This window comes from Nitrospira sp., from assembly GCA_029194675.1.
Taxonomy (GTDB): Bacteria; Nitrospirota; Nitrospiria; order Nitrospirales; family Nitrospiraceae; genus Nitrospira_D.
On record JARFXP010000003.1, the window covers coordinates 67,605 to 92,535 of the forward strand.

21 protein-coding genes and 1 tRNA gene are annotated in these 24,931 nt (G+C 54.5%); 11 read left to right on the plus strand and 11 right to left on the minus strand.

Features of this window, described 5'->3' with window-relative positions; genetic code table 11:
- Positions 1 to 187: 187 nt before the first annotated feature.
- The 3 genes from P0120_15250 to P0120_15260 all read right to left on the minus strand — a co-directional run bounded on the left by P0120_15250 (position 188) and on the right by P0120_15260 (position 3,987).
- Entirely contained in the window at positions 188 to 562 is a 375-nt protein-coding gene (locus P0120_15250; protein ID MDF0675676.1) for a hypothetical protein, read from the minus strand.
- Positions 563 to 905: 343 nt separating this feature from the next.
- The gene (locus tag P0120_15255; GenBank protein ID MDF0675677.1) at positions 906 to 1,868 is read right to left on the minus strand and encodes an ATP-grasp fold amidoligase family protein; all 963 of its coding nucleotides are present in this window, start codon (positions 1,866 to 1,868) and stop codon (positions 906 to 908) included.
- A 1,537-nt stretch (positions 1,869 to 3,405) separates the two neighbouring features.
- The gene (locus P0120_15260; protein ID MDF0675678.1) at positions 3,406 to 3,987 is read right to left on the minus strand and encodes a hypothetical protein; all 582 of its coding nucleotides are present in this window, start codon (positions 3,985 to 3,987) and stop codon (positions 3,406 to 3,408) included.
- 213 nt (positions 3,988 to 4,200) lie between these two features.
- Between P0120_15260 and P0120_15265 the strand changes: the two genes are divergently transcribed.
- Entirely contained in the window at positions 4,201 to 4,515 is a 315-nt protein-coding gene (locus P0120_15265; GenBank protein ID MDF0675679.1) for a hypothetical protein, read from the plus strand.
- A gap of 87 nt (positions 4,516 to 4,602) precedes the next feature.
- On the opposite strand, the gene P0120_15270 is transcribed toward P0120_15265, so the two are convergent.
- Together P0120_15270 and P0120_15275 are read right to left on the minus strand one after the other, a co-directional pair.
- Complete coding sequence (locus P0120_15270; GenBank protein MDF0675680.1) at positions 4,603 to 4,923, minus strand: hypothetical protein; 321 nt, start codon at positions 4,921 to 4,923, stop codon at positions 4,603 to 4,605.
- Positions 4,924 to 5,011: 88 nt separating this feature from the next.
- The gene (locus P0120_15275; GenBank protein MDF0675681.1) at positions 5,012 to 5,281 is read right to left on the minus strand and encodes a hypothetical protein; all 270 of its coding nucleotides are present in this window, start codon (positions 5,279 to 5,281) and stop codon (positions 5,012 to 5,014) included.
- Between the two features lie 273 nt (positions 5,282 to 5,554).
- Here P0120_15275 and P0120_15280 point away from each other — a divergent pair, with 273 nt between their 5' ends.
- The gene (locus P0120_15280) at positions 5,555 to 6,184 is read left to right on the plus strand and encodes a hypothetical protein (GenBank protein ID MDF0675682.1); all 630 of its coding nucleotides are present in this window, start codon (positions 5,555 to 5,557) and stop codon (positions 6,182 to 6,184) included.
- A 183-nt stretch (positions 6,185 to 6,367) separates the two neighbouring features.
- Here P0120_15280 and P0120_15285 read toward each other — a convergent pair.
- Positions 6,368 to 7,125, minus strand: a protein-coding gene (locus P0120_15285; GenBank protein MDF0675683.1) for an IS5 family transposase whose coding sequence is annotated in 2 segments (ribosomal slippage) — positions 6,368 to 6,784 and positions 6,787 to 7,125 — 756 coding nt in all. Because the reading frame shifts where the segments join, the coding sequence is not laid out codon by codon here.
- Positions 7,126 to 8,459: 1,334 nt separating this feature from the next.
- Entirely contained in the window at positions 8,460 to 8,915 is a 456-nt protein-coding gene (locus P0120_15290) for a tyrosine-type recombinase/integrase (GenBank protein ID MDF0675684.1), read from the minus strand.
- Between the two features lie 219 nt (positions 8,916 to 9,134).
- Here P0120_15290 and P0120_15295 point away from each other — a divergent pair, with 219 nt between their 5' ends.
- Positions 9,135 to 9,332, plus strand: coding sequence for a hypothetical protein (locus P0120_15295; protein MDF0675685.1), 198 nt, complete (start codon positions 9,135 to 9,137; stop codon positions 9,330 to 9,332).
- A 352-nt stretch (positions 9,333 to 9,684) separates the two neighbouring features.
- On the opposite strand, the gene P0120_15300 is transcribed toward P0120_15295, so the two are convergent.
- A tRNA-Leu gene (locus P0120_15300) sits at positions 9,685 to 9,771 on the minus strand.
- Between the two features lie 205 nt (positions 9,772 to 9,976).
- Entirely contained in the window at positions 9,977 to 11,431 is a 1,455-nt protein-coding gene (locus tag P0120_15305; protein MDF0675686.1) for an AAA domain-containing protein, read from the minus strand.
- 146 nt (positions 11,432 to 11,577) lie between these two features.
- Between P0120_15305 and P0120_15310 the strand changes: the two genes are divergently transcribed.
- On the plus strand, positions 11,578 to 11,847 hold the full coding sequence (locus tag P0120_15310; protein ID MDF0675687.1) for a hypothetical protein: 270 nt from the start codon (positions 11,578 to 11,580) through the stop codon (positions 11,845 to 11,847).
- Between the two features lie 53 nt (positions 11,848 to 11,900).
- On the opposite strand, the gene P0120_15315 is transcribed toward P0120_15310, so the two are convergent.
- Positions 11,901 to 12,932 carry a tetratricopeptide repeat protein gene (locus tag P0120_15315; protein ID MDF0675688.1) on the minus strand — a complete coding sequence of 344 codons (1,032 nt, stop codon included), beginning with the start codon at positions 12,930 to 12,932 and terminating at the stop codon, positions 11,901 to 11,903.
- Positions 12,933 to 12,948: 16 nt separating this feature from the next.
- Complete coding sequence (locus tag P0120_15320) at positions 12,949 to 14,436, minus strand: FAD-dependent thymidylate synthase (GenBank protein MDF0675689.1); 1,488 nt, start codon at positions 14,434 to 14,436, stop codon at positions 12,949 to 12,951.
- Between the two features lie 158 nt (positions 14,437 to 14,594).
- Here P0120_15320 and hisS point away from each other — a divergent pair, with 158 nt between their 5' ends.
- The 7 genes from hisS (at position 14,595) to gyrA (ending at position 24,919) form a co-directional block, all read left to right on the plus strand.
- Complete coding sequence (hisS, locus tag P0120_15325) at positions 14,595 to 15,863, plus strand: histidine--tRNA ligase (protein MDF0675690.1); 1,269 nt, start codon at positions 14,595 to 14,597, stop codon at positions 15,861 to 15,863.
- A 94-nt stretch (positions 15,864 to 15,957) separates the two neighbouring features.
- Positions 15,958 to 16,278, plus strand: coding sequence for a DsrE family protein (locus P0120_15330; protein ID MDF0675691.1), 321 nt, complete (start codon positions 15,958 to 15,960; stop codon positions 16,276 to 16,278).
- Between the two features lie 11 nt (positions 16,279 to 16,289).
- Entirely contained in the window at positions 16,290 to 16,631 is a 342-nt protein-coding gene (locus P0120_15335) for a hypothetical protein (GenBank protein ID MDF0675692.1), read from the plus strand.
- A gap of 565 nt (positions 16,632 to 17,196) precedes the next feature.
- The gene (gene dnaA, locus P0120_15340; GenBank protein MDF0675693.1) at positions 17,197 to 18,540 is read left to right on the plus strand and encodes a chromosomal replication initiator protein DnaA; all 1,344 of its coding nucleotides are present in this window, start codon (positions 17,197 to 17,199) and stop codon (positions 18,538 to 18,540) included.
- Between the two features lie 21 nt (positions 18,541 to 18,561).
- The gene (gene dnaN, locus P0120_15345) at positions 18,562 to 19,689 is read left to right on the plus strand and encodes a DNA polymerase III subunit beta (GenBank protein MDF0675694.1); all 1,128 of its coding nucleotides are present in this window, start codon (positions 18,562 to 18,564) and stop codon (positions 19,687 to 19,689) included.
- Positions 19,690 to 19,791: 102 nt separating this feature from the next.
- Positions 19,792 to 22,260 (plus strand): DNA topoisomerase (ATP-hydrolyzing) subunit B, encoded by a 2,469-nt coding sequence (gene gyrB, locus P0120_15350; GenBank protein ID MDF0675695.1) that lies wholly within the window; start codon positions 19,792 to 19,794, stop codon positions 22,258 to 22,260.
- 181 nt (positions 22,261 to 22,441) lie between these two features.
- The gene (gene gyrA, locus P0120_15355) at positions 22,442 to 24,919 is read left to right on the plus strand and encodes a DNA gyrase subunit A (GenBank protein MDF0675696.1); all 2,478 of its coding nucleotides are present in this window, start codon (positions 22,442 to 22,444) and stop codon (positions 24,917 to 24,919) included.
- Positions 24,920 to 24,931: the final 12 nt, after the last annotated feature.

The following is a 24,931-nucleotide window of genomic DNA, read 5'->3' on the forward strand; positions in this document are numbered from 1 at the left end:
GAGGGATCATCAACCATCGTTCTGCCGCGAGTTTCGGCGACCTCATCGGGCAGAACCAATGCCGTCGCCTCGCTCACTTGCGCATTCCTACGGAACTCAGAGTGCCTGCCGCTCGTTTCTATGCCCCCTACTTTGGCATGAGGCCTTTTGAGTTGTCGCAATTGGTTTGCTCTGATATGTAAACCGATCAAGCAAGGGCGCGGTCGGAGAAACCTTGCTCGATGCACAGCGATCGAGGTGAGCCGTGCCGACGACGTACCAAGAACGATTCGGGAATAACGACGACCTCATCCATGCCTACGCCGATGATAATTCTCCTCGCGCGTCCGAGATTCAATATCTCTATGACGCGATAAAGCGTCTCAAAGCCCGACGGGTCCTCAACGTTCCTTTCGAAGGCAGCCTGATAAGGAGCGTGGCGACAAATGAGCAGGTCACCTTCGCGGATTTCGTTGTGCCGGCTACGTTGCACAGGTGGAATATTCTCAAAACAGACTTCAACTTGACCGACATACGGAGAAACTATTTTGATGCGGTGATCTCCATCGCAGGAATACATCATCTTACGAATCAGGAACAGTTTGAGTTCCTTGTAGCCACCCGAAAGACACTCAGGGTCGGAGGACGGCTGCTAATGGTAGAGGTGACGCCTGATTCGCCCACGAGCCGTTTCCTTGACGGCTTTGTCGGAAAAAATACTCCTACGGGACATGTCGGCAACTACCTCAAAAATGACTTCGTCCGCATGGTAGAACAGGCTGGATATCAAACGATCCGGAGGAGGACCGTGGTCCATGAATGGCTGTTTCGGAACCAAGAACACCTGCATGCCTGGATGACCAAGTTTTTTGGTGTCTCTGTCCCCAAACCGGATCTCATTGCTCAGGTCGACGGCATCTTGGGGATCAACAAGCGAAAAGACTGTTTGACGGTGAATTGGCCGCTGGACTTTGTCGGCGCGCAGGCCGAAAGAACACCTCTGAAAATATCTTCTCCCCATCGGCTGGATAAAATCGGCCGATCCCGCCTGCGGGCAAATTCGTCAGTTCGCCGAAAAGCACCCGCTTGGTATCGGTAAAAAAGTCCACTCTTATATAGGTGAACTCAGCCGACAGAATTCGCGATTGGCTCAACAGGCCCGGCAAGAAGTCCCAGCTGGCCGGCTCGAATTCTTTCAGGGGATAATACAAGCTTACTCCCAAAGGTGTTCCAGCTATATCGAAAGTCTGCCGCGCCTTGGTGTATCGATCGATCAGGCTGACGAGCTTCGGCTCCCCCCTCAGACAGTGAACCGATCCTTCGAGCGAAAAAGAGTCGTCGATGTATTCCTCAATGATGACTTTCCGTTCAAGGGTGGCATAATTCTTTTCCAGATCGGACACAAAATAGTCCTCGTGAAACCAATTCTTGATTCTGGGCAGGGCCTCAATGTACTCGGTTTTGGAGCGCGCGATGATTACCCTTCCGGAGCTATTGGTCGGCTTAATCACGCAAGGAAACGCTGGTGGCCTATACCGCTCAACCTCGTCCGCAGTCCGCAAGACACAGATCGTTGGAGTGGTAGTTCCCGCACCGATCCTCTCCTCCGTGTACAGCTTGCAATATTCCTTGTCCGACACACGTCTTCGTAATGGGCTTTCCAGCTCAGCCCCTGACTTCACTTGAAAGAGGAAATCATTGAACAACCGGTCCGGTTTCATCGGGAGCCTGTGATGCACGACTACAAACTGAAAGAGATACGTCGGATACAGGACGACATTGAGAATTGAGGACGAGACGTGTCTTCTGTAGAGCGCCAACGAAACCCGTCGCAAGCGCCCATAGAGACGAGCAGCGACTTTCACAAGGACAGCGGAGGATTGTCTCATTGCAGAAGCGCGATTCGTGAATTCTCGCGTTTGTTCTTCGTCGAGCCGCCAGCTCTTTTGATTGAAACATTCCTGGCGTGTCGGCTGACCGTCGGTCAGCAGCTATACTACAAGGTCGTCGAAGATACCTGGCCTACGTCTTCCTTTACTCTCCATTGCCGTTGCATCTTCGATCATATTTTTTGCTTTCCTGAGACAAAGCAGCGACTGGAGGCTCAGGTCTGAACAGACGGTAGAGGAGATGCCAGCAGATTTTAAGAATGGCGACTCGGAAAAAAGCCTTGGGACAAGCTGAAGAAGTTGGTGCCGAAGCCGGGATAGCAAAAGTGGGAATCGCTGAAACCATTGATGGGAGCGGCGATTCTCGCTTATCTCCTTGATACATGCGGACTTTGTCTTTGTGTATCTTTGTTTGTCCTTGTCTCTCTCTGGTCCGACTCAGCTCAATCTGTAGTCGAGTGTAACACCCTAATAACACCTGGCGGAAGCCCCCCGGCATGTTCGGCAGCTGGGGCGTGGCTCCTCTAGCGCATAGCCTTGCATCTCCTGCGCAGGTCGCCCCTGGCCTATCCCGGACCTCCGTTCTTCACCTCAATTCACAAGGGGAACTCACCAGAAGGGTGGCTGAGCCCCACAGATGCAGGATTGGGTCTCGTGTAGGTTAGGGCAAGATGGACGCACCGGCTCATGGGTCAAACCCCTGTGCTTATCACTCGCACGGCAAGGAGGCGACGATGTTCATGTTTATATACCCCCAAGAGGGCCACGAGCTTCACACTGGATATAGAGGTCCTCTCGCGCTCGGCGCGTTGCTGTGGCTGATCCTGTCGCTGATTGGCTGTTCCTCGTCACGAAAGGAATACGTTGTGGATTATACCCGTGGGAACGATGCAACAGCCCAGGGTTCACGCGATCGCCCATGCCAGACCGAGGGGCACTGTCGGATGCTGGCTGAGCGTGACGGGGTGCGTTCGTATTGGATGGTGTATCAGTGAGGGCACCAACGGCTTGAGCGGTGGTCACGGAGGCTAGTTGGATGAGCGTGCAGGAGAGTCGCTAATGGCCGCTCCGTCCGGTCGCGTGAGTCACATGATTGCGGACCCCAGCAGCCGACGAGCCCTGGTCCCGCGTGCTAGGAATCCGGCAGGAAATATCCCTAGGAGATTGACACGCTCGCACCCCAGACCCCCCCCGGCCTTCCAACGATACACCAGCACCAGGATTAAAGGACGAGCGTTGCAATGCAGGCTTGGAACCGGTATCCTTAATCAAAGCAGGCACATGATGATGAAGTTCCTCCAAGCCCTTTCCATCACGGCACTACTCCTACTTATCAAGCGCCTCCTGGTACGGAAGCCTCCATCACGGCCGTACCGCCACCCAGAGGACGAGCGGTCCAAGATTCGTGGATACAGGCGGCCTTCATAGGTCAGCGCCTCGTAAGTCCATCGCAGTCCCCATTTTTAGTGCGTCGTCCCTAATGTCACTCTCGACCGCTCGTACGGGGGTCGGATACGAGGACCAGGTTGCCAACAAATCAATTCATTCCTCCCAGGTGCCCATCTCGTCGGGCATCCATGACGAATTGAGCGGTGGTTGATTTCACAGCGTCTTCAAGGCTGTAGGTGAAGACGTTCATCCAGGAGAAGGGGAGTAGTCCAGCCCAATAAAGCTGTCTCGCCGTCATGTCGTAGGTGTACGTCTTGGTAAGCATCTCCCGATGAGTGACGCGGTAGGAAAATTCCCAGCCGCCTTCGTTAATGTAACAGGGAATGACAAAGGACGTCATTGATGAGAGGTGTCCGAGAATCTCGCCGTACCAATGCCACGGATACGGTTTTTCCCGCACCGTGATCACGACTTCCGTCCTAGGCCATGTCGTGGAGACGAGATCGCTGCTACAGCCTGCGGCATGTTCCAGCGCGGCTTGCAGGGCATCAGCGATACCCGGCGGGGAGAACACGCCACTATAGGTCCACTGGTACGTTCCTCCCCATGTCGACGCATCACTCCCTCCCTCACTGAGACCATAGGAAAACTGAATCGTCAGATGACACGGAGCAGGCGTGGTAGAACTCGTGGGAAGAGAATTGGCAATGGGGAAGTCACGATACGTCACGAGACAACCTGAGAGGGGAATGAGGAGTATCAGAACGATGAGGCCGCGCCTTGTCATAGCGTCTGTCCGTTTCGTCACTCTCTCGGAACGGCGTCTACGGCGATAGAGAAGAGGGCCGTGACGAGGTGCTTCTGTATTGAACCACCTTGAAGATCCTAACGGATCCTGAGTGGAGGGTCCACGAGGAAATAAGGGAGCGGGGACAGGAGATCTATGAGTCGGAATTGGAAAGCCGGGACAGAGGGCCGGGGATCGGAGTCCTGCAATCATTGGTCGTCCATGCCCTCGTTAGCCGAACAGCATCAACGAATGGAATCATTCACGGCATCCTTTCCGGTGCTGCGGCTGTTGACGTCGTTGAAGATGTCCTATGAAGCTGCCAAGAAACGAGCGAAGCCCTATAACAGGATTGTCGGGGGGCTAGCGGAGATGCGACGGGACACGGTGGAGTTTGTGCAAAGGGCAATAGCCGATAACCGGCGAGCCTCCGTGATCGTGAACAATCGATATGAGGGGATTCCTTGTTAACGATTCAGGCCTGAAGAATGTGCTGCAAGGCGGAGAGCAGTGACCACTTGTCGACCTTCAGCGTGTGTCTGTCCCGCCGCAGGAAAACTACGAAAGATTTTTCTCTTCGACGGTGATGTCCCTATACTTCGAAATCTGAATTCGCTTCCCGGGATTCTGATGGACTTTCTTAATGACCTTGTCTTCTACGAATCGCCGCAACTCCTCGATGGAAATGTGACCGGCTAGAAACTCCTCGTTCATGACAAGGTGCCAGGACACCTTGCCGATGTCACTGCTAAAGATAAATGTCGGTCTCATATTCTGACTGAACTTCACGTCTACAAATTGCTTTTCGAGACATTCCCGTATGGTCCGAATTGTGACCGGATCAATTCCACCGTTACCACTGTCCATGGATTTTGCCATCACTTATCCAGATAATTGTTCTGACCAAAATGCTGACGCGGCCACTTGCGCAGGGAGGGCTCCTCATACTGTGTGGGGCGAGCTCCGATTACTTCCCCTTCGGCAGCTGTCCCTTCTTTTCCAGTTCCGCCCAGTGCGCCTCGACCAGTTGGACTATATAGGCCTTAACCGAAAGGCATTCAAGCGCCGCCCCAATCTTAGCTTTAACGACTGCATCGCGAGGCAGTCTCTCTCTGGTCCGACTCAGCTCAATCTGCCGCCCAATGTAACACCCCAATAACACCAGGCGGAAGACCCCATCCGAGGTTGCGTCATATACCGCTACCGCCCGCCATATAGAGCCCTCCACGACTAGCATGATCTGTCCACGATATGGCAGCGGGCCAGTAAGCCTCCAGCCTGGGCATGGTTACAGTATGACGAGCTAAGGTCAAGATGGTAGAACTGAGGAGGGAATGGACCGAGTATACTTCTAGGTTTGTCCGTTGATCCTTGTGGGTGGAGTTTCCTACAATACCGGCCACTGCCACTCATTACCTAGTGTATTAGCACATGAGCAAATTGAGCTTGGACGTTGAAGAACATGGGTAGTCCCAAGGACCGAGTACTCCTAAGAACACAGAGGAATTACTTGTTCACCCGGCTACAAGAACGGAGCTTCTCCCCATCCGATTTTGAGCTTACGGAGAAGTCGAACGATGCTTGTCTGCGCCATCGTTCAACAGACTACTTCTTTATCATTGAAATCAATTATAGCGGAGAGTACTCAGCGTCCTTCTCGCCTGGTGAAAATATAATCAAAGAAGTCAGACCAAGCCTTAACTGGATGGGGGTTGAAATCCACTTCACGAGATGGATGGACAATCTTAAGGAGGAAATTGAGGCACTGGACTTATGGGCAGCTATTTCAAGTGATACCCAACTAATAAAATCTGCCTCCGATCAGGACAACCGACCGTTCACACCCGACGAACAGATTCAGTTTAAGAAGGCTCTTAACGAGATCAAAGCCTATCTCATCAAGAGCCACAGCCTCACTGGTGCTAGGCTCGAAACTATTGAAGGTCGATTGAGCTACCTGGAAGAAGCTGTCACACGAATGGGACGAAAGGATGCCATTCACATTGCCATAGGTGTGCTTGCGAATATCGCCACTGGACTAGCACTAGATGCTAGCAGTACCCGTGAGCTTTTTCAGTTCGCAGGACAAATCTTCAAACAGCTTCTTGGAACAGTGCTGTATTTGGCCGGACCACATTGAAAGTATCTTCCATGACCACCACGCCACACCAACAACCTTTACACTCGCTGATTACGTTGAACTCCATCATCTATTTTCTGATGGTGATATCACGAAATCAACAAAGGCAGAACTGGAACGTTTTGCCGTCATGCCATCTCGCCCAGACGCACACGTTAAGTTTGGTTGGACTAGGGCGTGTCATCAATTAAGCCATGTCATCGAAGCAGCGAGATAGATGGCACCGAGGAAATTGGCGGCGCGTTTATCATAGCGGGTGGCGATGGCACGGAATTGCTTGAGTCTCGCGAAAAAGTTCTCGATCAGATGGCGGGCTCGGGAGAGGTCTTGATCGTATTCACGTGGGGTTGTTCTGTTGGATTTGGGTGGGATGACGATGGTCTTCCCTGCTTTTCGCAGCGGTTCAATCACCCGTTCATCGGCATCGAAGGCTTTATCGGCGATGACGGTATCCGCCTCAATGCCGGGTAGCAAGACATCGGCGCCCTCCAGATCATGCGCCTGTCCTGGGGTGAGATGAAACCCGGTCGGATTACCCAGCGCGTCACAGGTGGCGTGGATTTTCGTGGTCAGGCCCCCCTTGCTGCGTCCGATGGCTTCCTGCACTTGGTGCCCCCTTTTGCCCCAGCGCTGTGCTGGTGGGCACGGACGATGGTGGAATCGATCATCGCGTATTCATTGTCGAGATCCTCGGCCAGACGCGCAAACACCCGTTGCCAGACGCCGCGTCGACTCCAGCGCGTATGGCGCGTGTGGATCACTCGGAAATCTCCGAACCGCTCCGGCAGATCCCGCCACGGGATTCCCGCGCGATACCGGAACAACACCGCTTCCACAAATAGCCGGTTGTCCTGCGCGGTCACCCCCACCGTGCCTTCACGCCCAGGCAACAGGGTTTCAATCTTCTCCCACTGGTCATCCCGCAACCCGTACCGTCTCACCATCCGCAGGCCCCTCCTTCGGCCTGGGACGGAGTGAATCACACCACGATGGCTTTGTGAACCTAGAAAATTAATTGATGACACGCCCTAGTTTTCCTCAGGTGTGTGAAACCGTCCGAACGCTTCTGATGGTCCGCTTGAGGTTTGGGCACATGGGGAGAAGGAACACCGGGTAAGTCCGCTGTCGCTCGGGGCAGCTCCGTGTACAGTCCCTCCCATCGATCCATTCGATCCTGGCGTAGTTCTGCTTGACTCTCAGTAATCTCCTACACAGTCGGCCATACTCGGCTGAATCGTGATCGAGAAGTGGGAGACCAGCTGACTTTAGTAACTCATCTGCTTCCTTCTCAATTCGGCTAAAGTCATTCGAAAGTAAGTTATCTGCCGCGTCTTCTAGTTGATCGTGAAGGACAAGAAAGACTCCTACGTTGGTCATCTGAGATGGGACGCAAGCTTGCACGATAGTCCTCTGCCTCTTCAAGAGGCGTATCCAGCCAGCGAGCTATGAGGCAATCAATTTGTTCTGGGGTCATCGAATGTCCATGTCTTTTGAGCGTGAGGAAGACCCGCTTCGCTTGACTTTCCAACAGGTGAGCACGCCAACGAGCCTCTTCTTTGTTAAGAGTCTTGAGGCTTCTCAAGACCTCTGCACGACCATGGAAGAATGGCCGAAGAGCCTTCGGAATCCAGATGCGATGATAGAGGGATTTGCGTTTGCGAGAAAGAAAAACAGTAAACATGGCTGCCTCCTTGGACTGTAGATTTGGCTACAGTTCTCAAGAAGGCTGTCTGTGAATCGGCTCTGGTGGGCGATCAGGGGATGGTTGGTGCCGAAGCCTGGATTATATCAGGGAGGGTTGCCGAAGTTATTGATAATATCGGCAATCCTCTCAATCCCCTCAGCAGCAGCTCGGCTCATTTGTTTCTCTTTGTCTGTCTTTGTTGCTCTCTCCATCGATCTGTCGATAAAACTAACACCCTAATAACACCTGGCGGAGCCCCCCGGGCCTTTGTCGGTTGGCGGGGCGCCTCTTGGAGTCCTCTAGGACATAGCCATTCATCCATAGCGTTACTGTTCCCAGACAGGAGTGATCTCCAAAACGCAAATGAAGCCCCCTAGTACGGCTTGCGTGCAGTTCGTCCCCTGTGGTACTGCTCCTTCCGACCTGTGAAGTCTCCAAGGTAATCCCATAAGGGGGAATAGTGAAGCGATTGTGCGAATGCCGCTCGATGGGTGGTGGCGGATCTTACGCCGGGAGGTCTGAATGCTAGTCGAATGGATTTATCCTGTAATGATCCTCCTGGCTATTTCCATCATTATGATGATGGGGACGCTATTCATAACCCCCCATGTTTAATTTTTTCATTGCTTCGCCTTGCGCCGCGAGGTCGAAATGCGCGTATTCTGGCGTCGTTTGGACTTGGCTATGGCCCGCGAGTTTTTGCACGGCGAATAGCGGCACCCCGTTTTTCAGCGCATCCGTAATTCCACTATGTCTGAATCTGTGGCTGCTCAGTCTTATCCCCGCGCGGACGCCAATGTTGTCCAGCCGGTGGGCTAGTGCGTCCTTTGTCATTTGCTTCCCGTCCGGTCCAGGGAAGACATGCTCGCTTTCTCCCGCACAGTGCTTTGCGGACGCTAGGGTTTTGGTCAGCACGGGTGTTACTCGCAGGATCTTTTTTCGCTGCTCCTTCGGCTGTCTAAATTCCAATGTCCCCGCTTGGTAGTCCACGTCTGACCACTCTAGCCCCCGGAGTTCGGACGCCCGGCGGACTGTCGCTCTCGTCAAGGGTTTAGTGTGCCGGCACCGAGAAATAGCTAGGGCAAAATGGGCAGTCGGGATACCATGGTATGCGGCGCTAGACCAGGATAATACAGCTATTCTGGGCGTGCGTCCGGGGTGCAGCGGGCCCACTACGCCGTGGCTTGTACCCAACGAACGCGGGGGCGTTACGCTGATGTTCCCAGAGGACTACTAGTAAACTTCTAAAGACGAATAGGAGGCCCTATGGCGTTTGACGCCGCATTCCGTGCCCGGTTTATGGCAGGCCAAGCCGACGAGGCGGAGATCCTCGAAGCTATAGCCGACGGACTACGGACCGGCATGGTCTGGTCCGCCAGAGGGTACTATAGGCGCCTGGCGCAGACGATGATAGATGGCGGATGGGTCACAGCACGCGGGGACATCATCCGCCGGAGGAGTTAACCATAAGGAGTTAGTGATGTCTGATTTTAACCACAAAGATGAGCGGATCTATAAGATGTATCCCCGTGGTTTGAGCATTGCGCAAATAGCACGAAAAATCGGTACGCCCGATAATACCCTAAGTGTTCTAGTTGGATTGCAGCGAAAGGGGGTAACACATGCCCGATCAAACATACCATTAGGCGTCCTGATTTCGGTGCTAACGATTTGCTAACGATCTGTGTCGAAAACGGCGACAAATGACCCGTTCCAGTAAGAACTACACCAAACTCCACGAATCGGGGAGGGTATACCTTAACTGGCGTATCTCCCATTTTTATTGCCTTTTTTCGTGTTTTCAGTGGGTTAGGGGTGGTGCCGAAGCCGGGATTTGAACCCGGACACCCGTGAGGGCGCTAGACCCTGAATCTAGTGCGTCTGCCAGTTCCGCCACTTCGGCCTCAGGGGATGTTGAAAAAGACCGTCAGCTTCATTCTCGTTTCGCTCAAGGTCTCGACGTACCGGCGAAGGGTACGACTCAACCTTTCGCTCACTGCGGCCTCGTTCAAGACCATTTTTGAGCGTGCCAAGACGTCGGCCTCTAAAGGAGTCGGATTATGCTGAATTCTCGTTACCCACGTCAAGCAAGTGTCAGGGGCTGCTGCTCAATGTGCGGTACGGGTGGCTGCCTGAGGCGGAGCCCATTGTCCCGCGGCAGCGATGTCACGTGGATCGCCGCTGACGATAATGCGTTCACGTGCGAGCCCGGCCGCAGCCAGAAGTGAAGGGACGGCGATCCTCGGGGCCTCATCGACCATTAAGACGTCGAAACGCACCCGGCTGAACAAAGGATCGCTCGCGACTCGCGTGGGCGTGACGGCAACAACTCGTCGATTCTGCAGGAAGGCCTGGCGGTTCGGATTTTCCTCAGCAGCCATCAGCTCACGAACCTTTTTCGTACCACCGAGTTTTGCGATGTGCTCCTTGAGTGCGTCAAACTCGGCTCGCATCCCTCTGGGAACGGCCGCCTCCGGAGCCAGCTGCTGAATGCTCACCTTGGCGACATCGAGTTCTTTGTTCAGTTGGTCCATCTGATCCTGATACAACGCGCAGTACTGTTTGAGGGATTCCGCATTCTTCCCCACCGCCTGCATCGTCAGCCGTTGAAACAGGGGTAGGTTTTCGAATTCCTCGAGCGTCTTCCGGGCATCGGCCATTCTCACTTGAAGATCTCGCACTTGTGTGACGAGGCGCCATTCCAACAGGCGGAGTTCGTCCAGGTCTTGCTGTTTCGCTTCTTTCTGAGACAAAAAAGGTGCGAGCGCTCGGAAGCGGTCGTACTTGTGTTTCAAGGAGGCCTTGTCGCCTTGTGACTTGGCATAGAATTGATGCATTTGCGCTTCGAACCCCAGTTCGTGAAGGTCGATGCCTCCGGCTTGCGAAGCAATCGGGAGTTCATACCGAGTGATCCACGTTTTGTGGTTCAGTCCGCCGGCCTTCACGGTACGCCCCACTATCCCTACAATCTCATCGCATTCTTGGTGATCCGGACTGATCAGGAGAATGCGTTTGTTGGTGCGAATGAGTTCCATCGCCAGGTCAGCGAGCTTCTGACGCCGGAATGACCGGTCATCCGACCACATTGCGGTGAAGACGGATGAGGCGGAGGGGAATGTTGCGACCTGATCTTCCTGCATCTGTAACAGCGACGTTAACCGCTCGGCCGGCCCGAGGTGATAGAGGTCCGGCTTCGCCAGCATTTCTTTCAGACGGAGGGCTGACATACTGACCAGACCGGCCTGATCTGGAATGAGAGTGACAGAAGAAACTTCGGCTCCAAGAGCATCGACCAGCTGGACAAGGATGCTGTTCCCCGTCTGCCGGAGCACTATTCCTTCCGTCGTGTCCGCTTCGTTGGCGGGGACGACAGACACCGGAAGATCGACGCATAGCGTGACCTCAGAAGGCACCATAAACTCGTACAGCTGGAACCCCCCGATTGTTTGCACCAGGCGACCTTGCGACGCCGCGACAGGAGCATCCTGCTCTGTTTCAGACAGGCGGACTTGTCCCGCTTCAAGGCGGCTGATCCATAATTCGATGAGGTCTGTTGCAGTCATCAGGACTGAGCTCATCTGCATTTCACGGGAAGGAAGGGTCATGATAAATGCCCTCTGCGATACCTGTCCACCATTGTGACCGAGAAGTTGCCCTTGTCTTCACGACCAGATCTTGTCTAGAATGAGCGCCTTCTGTGGAGGAACCTGTGAAGGGCTTACGGTTTGAGCGGATTGCCAAAGGACGGCACTACAACGTGGTCTTCCATATCGGCAGCACCTACATACCCGTGAGTGACGACACGGTAGAAGAACTCAAAGAGCAAAGCCTGCTCCCGACCGAACGATTTTTGGACGTCCTCATCGACCGTGTCGGCTATTCATCCTACCTGAAGGACCAGATCCGCAATGAACTGAAGGCGACGGGCGATCCCACCACGCAGATCACCGTGCTGCAGGGTGCCATCCGCGAGCTGTAAGGTATGGCTTCGCCGTTCGTGAAGCGCACTCGGCGAGCCCCGGCCCTATTCCTTCAATCCCCTACCTGCCCTTCCTGGAACAGCTGGTTCATGATCTGATTCTTTTTTTCGGGATCGCGATAGTACTTCAGCGCCTTGGTGTAGTTTTCCATCGCGCTCTGGCGCTTGCCGCGCAGAGCATAGATTTCAGCGATGCCGTGATAGGCTCGCGCATCTTCCTCATTGCACTTGAGCGCCCGGTTGAACATGTCCGTCGCTTCCTGAAGTCTACGCTTGCCTAATGCCAGCCACCCGAGCGCGGAATGGGCGGGGCCACAGTCAGGATCGGCGTTGAGCGCCTCTTGATAACTCTTGTGCGCTAGGTCCATGCGTCCCCGCACTTCGTAGAGTCCGCCCAGCGCGAAGTGGACTTCGGCATCCTGTGGGTTCAGTTTCAAGGCAGTCTTGTAGGATTGCACCGCCGGCTCCATCTTCCCCTGCTCTGCGAGAGCACAGGCGAGATTGGAATGTGCTGCCGAATCGTTGGGCGTAAGCTTCACCACCTCCCGGTATTCTTTGATCGCCATTTCCAGGCGCCCTTGATCTTGATACGCGACTCCTAGATTCATCCGTGCCGGCGCGTAGTCCGGGGCGAGACGGACGGCTTCACGATACCCCTTGATCGCCATTTCAAGATGGCCGGCACGTTCGTGAATCTGTGCTAAAAAGTAATGCGGATGGGCAGATTGCGGGAGTAACCGAGCGGCTTCTGCGTATGGCCTCATGGATTGCTCCGATTGACCCGATTGCGCCAGAAATATTCCCATGACCAAATAGCAGTAGCCATTGTCCGTCTGCCGATCGAGCAGATCCTTCACCCAGGTTCCTACGGCCGCGATGTCCTTCTCAGCTTCGAGGCAGAGCGCATGGGCTTTCCAGGCATCCGCAAACCGACCCTGCAAGAGATACACGACGTTTCGTGCGAAGAGAGGACGTGGATCCTTTGCCCCGTCCGGATCTCGGCTCCAATCCAACGACTCGCCGAACAGCGTGTCCCAGGCTCCCGCCACGATGGCGGCTTCGCATTGTTGCTGATGGGTGCTCATGTCCGATGCGAGGATCTTATCGAGTCAGTGCGTCTTCGACATCCGGCGGTGTTGCCTGGATACCTTCGCCGAGGAAGGGAAATTTCCTGGCCAGCTGCTGCTTCATCTGCCAGGCGACCGTTCTGTACGACCAATGGCCTTTCACACCGGACCGGAGTTTGGCGATATACTCCGCCTCGGCATAGTCCATCTTGAACAAACAGCGCACCTTGAACCCGAACGGAATGGCGTAGAGTGATGCTTCCTGATCCTTATTCTTGAGCGACTCGATATCCTGACGCACGGCATCCATCGCCTGCCGATACTCTTGATCCAGCCCTGCCTCAATAAGCGGCGGCGGAACGTCATAGCCGTGAAGAGTCGTGAAGTTTTGCTGGACTTGCTGGCACCGCCGATGGCGGTGCATATCCCGCCAGGCCCCGATGTCCATCAGGATATCGAAGTTGAATGCATAGCCGCTGCGGAACTCTTTGATGAGTTCATCGTATGGCCCGCGCTGTCTTGTGGCCACTTCGATGGTCTCTTGTTTGTCCTTCTCAGACCACTCTTTCACGACCTCGAGTATCTTCCGGTACGGGGCCTGCGACACGCGATAGAGGAGCGTCGTGACGATTTCGTCGAGCGGATGATGTGGGTCAATAAGCTCGACCGACTCCACGGCACCCCACGTACCGGGCTGATCCAACCCTGTGCCGCGTAATGCGGCTTTGGCATGGCGGGCTAAATCGGAGTAGACCGATTCTTGATAGGCATTCGCCTTCGCATGCCGTGCCAATGTTGGAGCCAGAGGATCGTTCAATCCTGAGGTCTGACCACAGAGTTCGCTCCACAGATTCACCGGCGGCCGTTGGCAGGCCTCTTTCAAATCCTCACCGATCGCCCGCAGTTCCGGCAATTGCGACGACAACAGGCGCGTCATCTGTTTTTCCAAGGTCCGGATGCTGACGACTTGCCCTACGTTGGTCTTTGCTGCAAGAGGAAGCAGGTAACGAGTGACATCAAAGGCGCGTGCCCCGATTGTCCTCTGGTAATCGGCCTGTTTCATGGACTCCGGACGAGGCTCCCGTTCAGAGAGGTATGCGATCAAGGGATCGTGCAGCAATCGATAAATCTCTGACAGACTGCGGAGAATGCCTTCATAGAGGGCTTCGGTTTCGCTGCCTCGGATCTGGCCCGGCACAAACCACCGGCTCGAGGCAAAATTCTGATAGCGGCTCGATTTCGCCTGGCCGTCCCAGAGCGCCTCGTCCTCCAAGCGAATGGCGGCGAGTTCCGAGATGTCTTCAAAACAGATGATGACGTGGCCGAGGTCGGCGATCGACGCATGACCGTAATCGAAGTAAAACTGTTCCCAGAACTTTTCCGAGGAATGTCCATGAACCCACCGGATGCTTTGTTCGATGGAGTCCGGCGACCGGCTGTAGCGGGCCAGCGCATAAGCAGATTTCTCCGGGGGCATGGGAGCGATGGCCACGACCCGGCGACCTGATTGATCCTGACTCATAGAAAGGCTTTCACGTCGTACTGAACCATAGGCCGCGCACTATACCTATCACGCCAGCATGGCGCAAGTTGCCGGTCCGTTGACTTGCCTCGAAAGCCGTCGCTATAGTCCGCACAAACTCTGTTATGTAACACATATCCTCGTATGGAGGTGACTGGATGTCCCTGATCAAGGGCATCAAAGGTGTCAAAGATCTGTTGCCGGAAGAGACGCCCCGTTGGCGCCTCATCGAAGAGGCTGCCAGGCGGTGGGCCGACCGCTATGGTTTTCATGAAATTCGCATTCCGATCTTTGAAGTAACGACCTTGTTTGCACGGAGCATCGGTGCGTCGACCGATATTGTCGAGAAGGAAATGTACACGTTCCAGGATCGGGACGGTACCTCACTAACCCTTCGACCAGAAGGAACCGCCGGGACAGTCCGAGCCTATATCGAACACAATCGGGCCTCTATCCCTGTTCCTCAGAAGTATTTTTATTTCGGACCTATGTTTCGTCACGAGAGACCTCAGGCAGGCCGCCTGCGGCAATTTCATCAATTTGGCGTCGAATCGCTTGGTATGGCTGATCCTCAGGCCGATGTCGAGGTCATTGCCCTCCTCTGGCGAATCCTGTCTGACCTCGATCTACCCGGTCTCACCTTGGAGATTAACAACCTCGGCTATACCGCTGATCGAGACACCTATCGGCCCCACCTCGTGAGTTACCTCAAACAGCATGAATCCGGCCTTTGTGCAAATTGTCGACATCGCATCGAAGCGAATCCTCTGCGCGTCCTCGACTGCAAAGTTCCTGAGTGTCGGGCGATTACGGAGATCGCTCCGCGGTTAACCGACTCGCTTTCCGAGGCAGCTCGTTCGTACTTCACGCGAGTCTTATCTGGTCTTGATGTTGTTAAGATTCCCTACTCGTTGAATCATCGGCTCGTTCGAGGCCTTGATTACTACAACCTCACCACCTTCGAGGTTACCACGACCAACTTGGGTGCTCAGAATGCTGTAGGGGCAGGTGGACGGTACGATGGATTGGTTGAAACGCTCGGAGGACCGTCTACCCCGGCTGTGGGTTTTGCCGTCGGTCTTGAAAGAGTGACGATGTTGTTGCCTGAGTCCGCGGTCAAGAAAATTCCACATGATGTGACTGTCTATGTCGCCGGCTTCGGCGGTTACGGTGCTGTGGCTGGTCTCACAGCTCTCGAAGAACTTCGTCTTGCCGGGCTACACGCTGTCTCCGATTTTCGATCCATAACCTTGAAGGCTCACTTACGGCAAGCAGATCGCCTGGGGTGTCGGTTCACTCTCATCATCGGCGATGACGAAGTCGCGAAACGGTCGGGTATTCTTCGCGATATGGAGACCAAGGTACAGCATGATGTGAGTCTCTCCACCCTAAGTCCTCAGATTCACTCTCTCGTTACCGGCTCCTGAAGCGCCCATCTTTCAGGTTGACTTTCTGCCAAAAACCACTTATTCTCCAATGACATTGAAAACTATAACTATATAAAATTAATCGTAAATTCCTGTGAATTCAAAGAAGATAGGTTTCCTCCTGGCTCTTCCCCCATCACACAGTAGTGCTGAGACTGTTCACGGGCTTGCGCGCGCGGCCCTCGATGCCGGCCATGATGTCTATCTCTATCTTATTGATGAAGGCGTGAAGAACATCCACACCGAACACTACCGAGAGCTCGCCCAAGCAGGGGCCCGCGTTTTTGCATGTGCCTATGGGTGTCAACAACATCATGTTCCAACGGCGACTATTGATCCGAAGATGTCACTCTGCGGCCTCGTCGTGCTGTCTGGAATTATTGATGCCTGTGATCCGTTTTTGTCGTTTACCTGATTAACTTCACTATGGCAAAAAATATAGCCGTTGTTATTCAGGAAGATCCTCGAAAGACGCATAGGCCAGTCGAAGCCTTGCGTATTGCGCTCGGTCTTGCGGCGGGATCTCATACGACAACGGTTGTTCTTCTTGGGGAGGCTGCTCGTCTTCTCTCGGAGGAGGCTGACGACATCATCGACGCCGACATCCTCGAAAAGTATCTTCCCTCGATCGAGCAGCTCGAAATCCCGATTGTTCTGCAAGACACATCAGACCAGATACAGGTTCGGGACGAATTCTCTACCAGACGGGAAAATGATGAAACGATCAGCTCCTTTGTACGATCCATGGACTGCACCCTCGTTTTTTGATTCGGGAGTTTCTTCTATGTCGTCGCTCGTCTATGTTGTTCGTTCTCCGCTTCATAGTCTGTCCCATGCACTCCTCCCTGAGGACGGTTCTGCAGTGGTGCTCTCGCTAGAAGATCCCCTTCTTCCAGGAAAAGTATTGCGTGCGGCGACTATCCCCCGATTAACAGAGGGGGAGCGGTTGTCCTATGAACAGGTGTTGACAATAGTCCTTGAGAGCAAGGTTGTGACTCTATGACTCCGAAGTCTTTCCGTAAAGAAAATTCGTAGTCGTGGGAGTAAGAGTAGAAAAGTGAATAAGGAGTAGAAGTATAACGGTATTGATTTTATTAATGAAATATAGACGCGTAAGGAAGGATAACCCTGTGGATTATGTCTTTATGGAAGAGGTGGAACCTGTGAAGAGTTTGTGAAGGGGAGCAGAGTGCTGAGAGAGGTGTCTTCATAAGTCTCGACATCACCCAGTGTGGCATGGTATTCACCGTCGCTTTTTATCAACCATGTAACGGATGAGAAGATGGTTATTCACAGGTGTGAATAATCCTGTGCATAAGGATTTTGACAGGTTATGAGTTTTGATACCGTGTGGCAGGAGGTGCTGCAGTATATCCAAGAGAAGGTCCCGAAGCAGGTGTATGACACATGGTTCCTACCAGTTCGTCTAGATCGGATTGAGAACTCGACGGCGCATATTGGAGTTCCGAATAAATTTTTTGGAGAATGGTTGAATACTCATTATGGATCCCTGCTGGCGGAAGCCATGACCACGGCTCGTGAGGGAGAGGTGATGACCGTTGCATTTACCGTCCGTGAGAATGGAGCTCAGCTGCAGAGCGAATCCCAAGCCATCAGGAACGCGCCTCGGAGCCCAACTCAGGCCAAGCCTCGACGGGGAATCCAGCTGAACCCAAAATATACATTCAAAAACTTTGTCGTTGGTGCGGGGAATCAATTTGCTCATGCAGCATGTATGGCAGTGGCGGAACAACCTGGACAGACCTATAACCCGCTCTTTATTTACGGTGGTGTGGGACTTGGAAAGACGCATCTTTTAAACGCGATAGGGAATCATGTGGCTGAAAAGAGCGATTTGCGCATTGCCTACTTGACCACGGAACAATTTACCAACGAGGTGATCAACTCCATCCGCTATGACAAGATGATGGATCTGCGGAAGCGCTATCGCCATATCGATATGCTGATGATCGACGACATTCAGTTCTTGGTCGGAAAAGAACGGACACAGGAAGAGTTCTTTCACACCTTCAATGCCCTGTACGAAGGCCATAAACAGATCGTGCTCTCGAGTGACCGGTTTCCGAAGGACATGCCTGACATCGAAGAACGTCTACGTTCCCGTTTCGAGTGGGGATTGATCGCCGATCTGCAACCTCCGGACGTCGAGACCCGGATCGCGATTTTGAGAAAGAAGTCGGAGGATGAGGGAGTCAAGCTGCCGGAAGACGTGATCCAGTTCCTCTCCACGACGATGAAGAGCAATGTCCGCGAGCTGGAAGGCAGTCTTGTCCGATTGGGCGCCTATGCGTCGTTGACGGGGCAAGTCATTACCCTCGATCTGGCCAAGAGCGTCCTCCGTGATTTGATCGGAGACAAGAAGAAGATCGTGACGATGGACGATATTCAAGAGGCGGTGTGTACCCAGTTCCATGTAAAACTGACCGAACTGAAATCGCGCCGGCGGAGTAAGACCCTCGTTCATCCTCGGCAAATCGCGATGTACCTATGTCGAGAGCTGACCGACGCATCGTATCCTGAAATCGGGCGGCAATTCGGCGGCAAGGACCATACGACGATCATTCATGCTTGCCGTCAGGTTGCGAAGTCTAAGGAGAGCGACACGACCTTGCAAGCGACGATTGAAACACTGAAAGAGCAAATTCTTCGGAGCTAAGACATCGGGGAGAATGTTTCCATGAAGGTACGGATGGGGAGAGATGAATTGCTGACCGGGCTTCAACGGGTTCAAGGCGTCGTTGAGAAACGGAACACGATGCCGATTCTATCGAACATCCTCTTTGAGGCAAAACAGGATGGGGTAGAAATCGTCGCGACCGACCTCGAGATCGGGGTGCGAGGCCTCTATAAGGCGACCGTCGTCGAGACGGGAGGGGTCACCATTTCGGCCAGAAAGCTGTTCGAAATCATCAAGGAAGTGCCACCCGGTGAAGTTGAGCTCACGTCTGCCGACAACAACTGGACCACCATTCAGGCCGGGAAGAGCCAATTCAAAGTCGTGGGGTTGCCCAATACGGAGTACCCGGCGTTGCCGACGATCGAGCGCGAGGGATTGACGCCGCTTTCTGGAGAAGGCCTGCTTGAATTGATCCGAAAGACTCTCTTCGCCGCAGGAGATAATGATGCTCGGTATATCTTGAATGGGCTCCTCGTCACCCTTCTCGCCACCGATAGAAAAACGTCGCTTCGCTTAGTGGGCACGGACGGCCACCGTCTCGCCGTGTCGGAACAGGAAATCGGAAAGGCCGGCACGAAAGGCGTCCCGCAGGAAATCAAGGCGATTATTCCGAAGAAGGCCGCACACGAAATCCGGCATCTCTTGGAAGAGGGAGGAGACAGCGAACCACTGATCGGTTTTACGAAGAACCTCATGATTTTTCGAAAAAGCGGCCTCCTACTCACATCGCGATTGATGGAAGGCAACTATCCCAACTACCAACAGGTCATCCCTAAAGAGAACGGCAAGAAGATCAGCGTGAACCGGGCTGAACTGGAAAGCGCGCTACGGCGAGTCTCGGTCTTATCGAAGGATAAAGCCAGCGCGGTGAAAGTTTCGTTCGCGTCCGGCACGATGACTCTGTTTACCAGCAGTCCGGACTACGGGGAAGCCTCGGAAGATGTGCCTGTTCGATACGAGGGGGATTCACTCAGCACCGGCTTTAATGCCCGCTATCTTTTGGATGTCTTCAGTGTGATGGACGGAGAAAGCATCTCTATGCAGATGGAAACCCCTTTGAGTCCCTGTCTGATCCAGGAACCGGAGAACCCGGGGTTCAAGTGTGTGGTGATGCCGATCAAGATCTGAATGGCTCCGATAGCAGGGCGTCCAACATGCACACCGAGAATTCTGTTTTCGCCTCACAGCCGACGAATCATATGACCGTATGACGATTGAGTCAGGAAACGAATGACCACAGAAGACTCGCTTCAACCGAAATCGGACAGCTACAGCGCGGATCAGATCAAGGTCCTTGAGGGGCTCGATGCGGTGCGCAAGCGGCCTGCGATGTATATCGGGAGCACCAGCGTCGACGGACTTCACCACCTCGTGTATGAGGTCGTCGACAACAGTGTCGACGAACATATGGCGGGCTTCGGCGAAGCGATCGAGGTCACGATCCACATCGACGGCAGTCTGACGGTCATCGACAACGGGAGAGGCATTCCCACCGGCATGCACCCCACGCAAAAGAAATCCGCCGCCGAGGTGGCGCTGACGGTGCTTCATGCGGGAGGCAAGTTCGAGCAGGGCGCCTACACGGTTTCCGGTGGCTTACACGGGGTCGGGATCTCCGTTGTGAATGCCTTATCAGAGTGGCTTGAGCTCGAGATCTGGCAGGACGGTCAGGTATTCGAACAACGGTATGAACGCGGCAAGCCAAACGCGCCGCTCAATGCCACGGGCAAGACCAAACGACGCGGCACCAAGGTTCGCTTCAGGCCGGACGGCCAAATCTTTGAGACGCTGGAGTTCAGCTTTGACGTATTGGCTCAGCGCCTACGCGAGCTCGCTTTTTTGAACAAGGGTCTGGCCATCACGCTCAGGGACGAGCGGAAAGAGCCGGCGAAAGAGCAAGTCTTTGTGTACAAGGGCGGCATCGTATCCTTCGTCGAGCATCTCAACGAAGCCAAAACGCCGCTGCACAAGCCGATCTACGTCAAGGTCGAGAAGCTGGAAATGATTCTGGAGGTGGCCCTCCAGTACAACGACAGCTACGCCGAGAACCTGTTTTCGTTCGCGAACAACATCAACACCAAGGAAGGTGGGACACACTTGGTAGGGTTCAAGGCCGCCCTCACCAGGACGATCAACAATTACGCGAACGCGAACGATTTGCTTAAGAAAGAAACCGAATCGCTGACCGGAGATGATGTGCGGGAAGGTCTCACGGCGGTGGTCAGCGTCAAGGTCCGCAATCCGCAGTTTGAGGGTCAGACAAAAGCCAAGCTCGGGAACAGCGAAGTGAAAGGCGTTGTCGAGGCTGCGGTCAACGAGGCCTTGGGCAATTATTTCGAGGAAAATCCTCCGGTCGCGCGAAAGATCATCGGCAAGGCCGTCGACGCGGCGCGTGCGCGCGAGGCGGCCCGAAAGGCCAAGGATCTGATCCGGCGCAAGAGCGCCCTCGACGGCGGCTCGCTTCCCGGGAAATTGGCGGATTGTTCCGAGAAGGATCCGGCCTTGAGCGAACTCTACATCGTCGAGGGTGACTCGGCGGGCGGGTCTGCGAAGCAAGGACGCGACCGCAAGTTCCAAGCGATCCTGCCCCTAAAAGGAAAGATCTTGAACGTCGAGAAGGCACGGTTCGACAAGATGCTCTCGAGCGACGAGATTAGAACGCTCATCATGGCGCTGGGGACCGGTATCGGTCGCAAGCGGGAAGAGAGCGACAAGTCGGAGAAAGATACCTTCGACATTGCGAAGGCGCGCTATCACAAGATCATCCTCATGACCGATGCCGACGTCGACGGGAGCCACATCCGGACCTTGCTCTTGACGTTCTTCTTCCGGCAAATGCCTGAGTTGATTGAGCGAGGCTATATCTACATCGCTCAGCCTCCGCTGTTCAAAGTCAAAAAGGGCAAGATCGAACGGTACCTCAAGGATGAGGGGGCGCTGAACGAGTACTTGGCCGATTTGGCGGTCGAAGACGTCGAACTGTACACGGAAGGGGCCCAAGGGTATGTGACCGGGCGCCGGCTGTTGCCGATCTTGAAGAAACTGATCGCGTTCGAAACATTGCTCGGACGGTTGAATAAGAAGCCGTATGAAGCCGCGATGCTGAGGGCTTTTGTGGATGAACCAGGGCTCGATCGCGAGCTCCTCAAGGATCGAGAGGCCCTCAATCGCGTAGTGGTCGATGTAAAGAAGGCGCTCCTCCTGGCGTTCCCGAAGTTGGAACCGACGTTCGAGATCTTTGCGGATGAAGAACATCAGTCCAACAAAGCCACGTGCCGGCTTCTTGTCAACGGCATGACGCACAGCATCGAAGTCAACCACGACTTGGTGGGATCGGCCGACTTCCGAGAGCTTCAAAAGCTTGCGCCGTCCGTCGTCGGTCTCGGACGGCCTCCCTATAGGCTGAAAACAAAGGGCCAGGAACGGCAGCTGGTTTCTACCGCTGAGACGGTGAGGACCATTCTTGAACTCGGGAAGCAAGGCCTCGGTCTTCAACGGTACAAAGGACTGGGCGAGATGAATCCGGGGCAATTGTGGGAAACGACGATGGACCCGGAGAAACGCACGCTCTTGAAGGTCCAGCTGGAGGACGTGACCGGCGTCGATGAAATCTTCACCATTTTGATGGGGGACGAAGTCGAGCCGCGGAGAAATTTCATCCAGGAACATGCGCTCGAAGTACGGAATTTAGACGTGTAGCTGGTCGGCGAGACCCGTTAGAAACATGAAGCACTCTGCATTAGTCTTGTCGGATGCTCAAAATGGTCATCCGGCAAGGCCGCAAAAAAAAAGGACCGGAGGCGGTACCCTCTGGGGTACGTTGAGGGTCGTTTCGAGCCGAGAACGAAGCCGGTGATCATTTTCAGCATCCGAGGGAAGAATGCCTCCCGATGAACGACTAGAACATATCGATATCGAAGACGAAATGCGCTCGTCGTACTTGAGCTACGCGATGAGCGTGATCGTGGGACGCGCACTGCCCGACGTCCGCGACGGGCTCAAACCGGTTCATCGCCGCATCTTGTTCGGTATGAATGAAATGGGCCTCGCCTCCAACCGGGCCTACCGCAAATCGGCCAAGATCGTCGGCGAAGTCATGGGGAACTATCATCCACACGGGAACATGCCCATCTACGACGCGCTCGTCCGGATGGCGCAAGACTTCAACATGCGCTACCCGCTCATCGACGGTCAGGGGAATTATGGTTCGATGGATGGCGATCCTCCGGCCGCAGAACGGTATACCGAAGCTCGCATGACGAAGCTGGCTGAAGAGATGTTGGCCGACATCGACAGGGAAACCGTGGATTTCGGGCCGAATTACGACGAATCGAGGCAAGAACCTCTGGTTCTACCGACCAAGGTGCCGAATCTCCTGATCAATGGAGCGGGCGGCATCGCGGTGGGCTATGCCACGAACATCCCGACGCACAACATCGCTGAGATCATCGATGGCTTGCTTCTGTTGTTGGAGAGCCCAGAAGTCACGATCGCCCAACTGATGAAGAAGATCCCCGGCCCTGATTTCCCCACGGCCGGGTTCATCTACGGCATGAGCGGCATTAAGGAGGCTTACGAGACTGGCCGGGGTCTCCTGACGCTGCGGGCGAAAGTGGTCGTGGAAACCGACCAGCGTACCGAGCGCGAGCGCCTGATCGTCACGGAGGTTCCGTATCAAGTTAACAAGGCGAAGTTGATCGAGAAGATAGCCGAATTGGTTCAAGAGGATCGAATCAAGGGTATCTCCGATCTGCGGGATGAGTCATCAGACCGCGAAGGGGTGCGGGTGGTGATCGAGCTGAAGCGGGGTGAAATCCCCTTGGTGGTGTTGAACAACCTGTATAAGCACACCCAGCTTGAAGCCACGTTCGGCGTCATCATGCTCGCGTTGGTCAACAATCGCCCGGAAATCCTGAACTTGAAGCAGATCTTGGGTCACTTCCTCGAGCATCGTCGCGAAGTCGTGGTGAGGCGGACGGCTTTCGAGCTACGAAAAGCCGAAGAGCGGGCCCATATTCTGGAAGGGCTTAAGATCGCACTCGACCATCTCGATGCCGTCATCGGGCTCATCAGACGGTCCCAATCGCCCGACGAAGCGCGGGCTGGGCTGATACGGCAGTTCGACCTCACCGAAATCCAAGCCACCGCGATCCTCGATATGCGGCTCCAGCGTCTGACACAGCTCGAGCGAACCAAACTCGTCGACGAATACCAGGAGGTGCTGAAGCAGATCGAATATCTCAAGTCGGTGCTCGCGAGCGAGGCGCTGGTCCGGACCATCATCAAAGACGAGCTGGCCGAAATTCGTGAGGCCTATCAGGACGAGCGGCGCACCCAGATCGTCAAGGAAGAGGCGGAGATCAGCCTCGAAGATCTTATCGCAGAAGAAGAGGTGGTCGTCACGATATCTCATGCCGGATATATCAAGCGAAATGCCGTATCGCTGTATCGCGCGCAGCGACGAGGCGGTAAGGGTAAGATCGGGATGGGTATCAAAGAGGAAGATTTCGTCGAACATCTCTTTACCGCCTCGACCCATGATTCACTCCTCTTTTTCACGGACGCCGGAAAGGTGTATTGGCTGAAGGTGCATGAAATTCCGGAAGCCAGCCGCGCCGCGAAAGGCAAAGCTCTTGTCAATCTGCTCGCTCTGTCCGGCAGTGAAAAGGTTACGGCCATCTTGCCGGTCAAAGAGTTCCGGGCTGACCGGTATGTCATGATGGCCACGAAGAACGGCATCATCAAGAAGACGGAACTGTCTGCCTTCGGCAACCCGAGGCAAGGGGGGATCATTGCGCTCGGATTGGAACCGGGCGATAGGCTCATCGAAGTCCAACTGACCGACGGACAGCGGGAGATTCTTCTTGGAACCAAACAGGGCATTACCATTCGATTCAAAGAGGATGACGTGCGACCGGTAGGTCGGGCGGCTTATGGCGTGAAAGGGATCACGCTTGAAGAGGGAAATGAGGTGATTGGGATGGAAACCATCACCCCCGATTCCACCACATCGATTCTGACCGTCACGGAAGGTGGCTACGGCAAGCGAACGCCGGTGGGCGAATATCGGGTACAGGGTCGTGGAGGCAAAGGCATCATCAGTGTCAAGACGACCGAGCGAAACGGACCGGCCGTCGGATTCCTGCAAGTACGAGATGGCGACGAAATCATGTTGATCGCCGCGCAGGGCAAAGTGCTTCGTTGCAAGGTGGACGACATTCGCGAAATCGGTCGGAATACCCAAGGGGTTCGCATTCTCGACCTCGATGGCGAGGGGGATCGAGTCGTAGGTGTCGCGAGACTGGCGGAAGCGGTCGAACGAGAGGACGCTGGTCCGGGAGAGATCCCCGAAGCCTAACCCGACCGAGCC